Source organism: Actinoplanes sp. NPDC048791 (genome assembly GCF_040650095.1).
In the GTDB taxonomy this organism is placed as follows: Bacteria; Actinomycetota; Actinomycetes; order Mycobacteriales; family Micromonosporaceae; genus Actinoplanes.
Genome location: NZ_JBEZGQ010001246.1, coordinates 1 through 2,179, shown reverse-complemented (window position 1 = coordinate 2,179; position 2,179 = coordinate 1). Strand labels below are relative to the sequence as shown.

Sequence of the window (2,179 nt, the reverse complement as noted above, 5' to 3'; positions counted from 1 at the left end):
GACCGAGGCGAGGTGCCAATGAGCCGCCCCAGCCGCCATCCCGTCCTCGCCGGCGTACTCGGCCTCGTCCAGCGGTGGCGGGCGTCGGTGGCCCGGCACGACGGCACGACGGTGAGCTTCTCGGTCGCCCCGCCGACCCGGACCCGGTCGGTGCTGAGCAACCGGCTGCTCGCCGCGGCCTACGCGGGCGCGCACGTGTTCGGCGCGGAGATCTTCGAACCGGCGACCAGCAACCGGCTGATGGCGGCGCTGCTCGTGCACCAGCTGCGCAAGCCACGGCCCGCGGCGCCGAGCGCATGGACCGACGAGACCATCGGCGCGGCGCACGGCGGGCTGTGGCGGGTCGCCTATCAGCCCCGGACGGTGCTCGGGCTGGCCGCCGTACGCGGGCTGCCGGCCGCCCTGGCTAGACCCCCACGCGGCTGATCAGGGACACCAGGTCGTCCCGGCTGGGGCCGGCCGGCAGCGGGGCCCGCCAGCCGCCCGCATAGATCTCCCGGGCCCGCGGTTCGGCCGCGGCCAGCGTCGCGGGCAGGGCTTCCATCGACAGGTACGGCCCGACGTGGCGCATCAGCGACGGGTCGGCCTGAGCCGCCTCGACGATGTAGCCGGAGGCCAGCGGCCGGGACAGGTCGATCTCCGCGCCCGCCCACTGGCGTATCTGCTCGGGGTCCCAGGTCAGGTGGTCGTCGAACCAGGGCTTGATCTGCTCGGTGCACCACCGGTCGAACTCCAGCGTCACCGTTTCGAGGTCCGCGCCGCCGGGGCGGCGACCGCCGATCAGCGAGACCAGGTGCTGGGCCTATAGCAGGGACGTCGAGATGCCGCGGCCGGCGACCGGGTTGGTGGTGCAGACCGCGTCGCCGAGGTGGATCAGGCCGGGCAGTGCCACCCGGCCGTCCTCGTCCAGCTGGCCCCGGTAGGCGTTGCGCAGGTGACCGCCGGGCAGCACGGCGGTGATCGGCCGGCTGCGGGCCGGGTCGGTCCATTCCGCGAACCCGGGCACCGCCCGGGCGGCCGTCTCGAACGCCTCGGTGACCCGCAGGCCGGCCAGCTCCCGGTCGGTGCTGAGCCGGGCGAACGTGGTGCTCAGGGTGCGGTTGTCCTGGAGGAAGACGGCGAAGAAGTAGCCCGGCATCCGGGAGATCAGGCCGATCGGCGCGTTGACCGGGCCCGGCTCGGCGCCCGGTAGCAGCTCGTACTGCCGGGAGACATAGGACAGTCCGCAGTCCTGGCCGGTGCCGGGAGCGCGCAGGTCGTCGCCGATCCGCCCGGCCCGGCCGGAGGCGTCCAGCACCAGGTCGGCGGCCAGCTCGGCGCCGTCGACGCGCAGTCCCGCCGCGCGGCCGTGGGAGCGCAGCACATCCTCGACGTGCCCGCACCGCAGCGTCACGCCGGGCTCGGCCGCCGCCGTCCTGCGCAACACCAGCTCGAAGACTTCCCGGCGGCAGGCCATCCCGACCACCATCTCCGGCCTGGATCCCTCGGCGGGCAGGATGCTCAGCTCGGCGCCGGCGGCCAGCAGCGCGTCGCGCACCTCGGGCAGCTCCGCCTCGAGGGCCGTGAGGATCTGCCGGCGCAGCCCGTGTGAATGGTGGAACTGCATGACGCCTTTGCGCTCCCAGTCGCCGCCGGGTGCCGGGCCGGGGTCACGGTCCACGACGGTGACCTCGTGACCGTGGCGGGCCAGGGCTGTCGCGGCGTACAGGCCGGTGGGTCCGGTACCGACGATGGCTACCCTCATCCGCCGAGCCTAGGGACGGCCGGCGGCTGCTGCTCGCTCTCAGTCGGGATCCCGTCACCGGGGCTAGGCTCTGATGATGGAGATCGCCGGGCTGGTTCTCGCCGCGGGCGCCGGTCGCCGCTACGGGATGCCGAAGGCCCTCGTCGCGCACCGGGGCAGCCTGCTCGTGCAGCGCGCGGCCGGCACCCTGCGCGAGGCCGGCGTGGCCGAGCCGGTGATCGTGATCGGTGCGCAGGCGGCCCAGGTCCGCACCGTCGCGCCCGCACTGACCTATGTCGAGAATCCGGACTGGGCGAGCGGCATGGCCTCGTCGTTGCGCACCGGCCTGGCGGCGCTCGCCGCCGGCCCGGCCGGCGCGGTGGTGGTCCTGCTGGTCGACATGCCCGGCGTCACCCCCGCAGCGGTACGCGCCATCGCCACCGGCGCCACCCCGGC

Annotated in this window: 3 protein-coding genes and 1 pseudogene; 2 read left to right on the top strand and 2 right to left on the bottom strand. The window is 74.9% G+C overall.

Annotated features, from left to right (window positions below):
* Positions 1-426, top strand: a pseudogene (locus AB0C29_RS44955) (hypothetical protein); the annotation flags it as partial.
* Here the strand turns inward: AB0C29_RS44955 and AB0C29_RS44950 are convergent.
* Positions 407-742, bottom strand: coding sequence for a hypothetical protein (locus AB0C29_RS44950; RefSeq protein ID WP_360834012.1), 336 nt, complete (start codon positions 740-742; stop codon positions 407-409). The pseudogene AB0C29_RS44955 and the gene AB0C29_RS44950 overlap by 20 nt on opposite strands.
* A 60-nt stretch (positions 743-802) precedes the next feature.
* On the bottom strand, positions 803-1,744 hold the full coding sequence (locus tag AB0C29_RS44945; RefSeq protein WP_360834010.1) for an FAD-dependent oxidoreductase: 942 nt from the start codon (positions 1,742-1,744) through the stop codon (positions 803-805).
* Between the two features lie 76 nt (positions 1,745-1,820).
* Between AB0C29_RS44945 and AB0C29_RS44940 the strand changes: the two genes are divergently transcribed.
* Positions 1,821-2,179 (top strand): NTP transferase domain-containing protein (locus tag AB0C29_RS44940; protein WP_360834008.1); only part of this gene is annotated, 359 nt, incomplete at its 3' end.

Excerpts from the sequence above, each read along its gene's own strand:
- AB0C29_RS44945 (WP_360834010.1), bottom strand. The coding sequence starts at position 1,744 with ATGAGGGTAGCCATCGTCGGTACCGGACCCACCGGCCTGTACGCCGCG.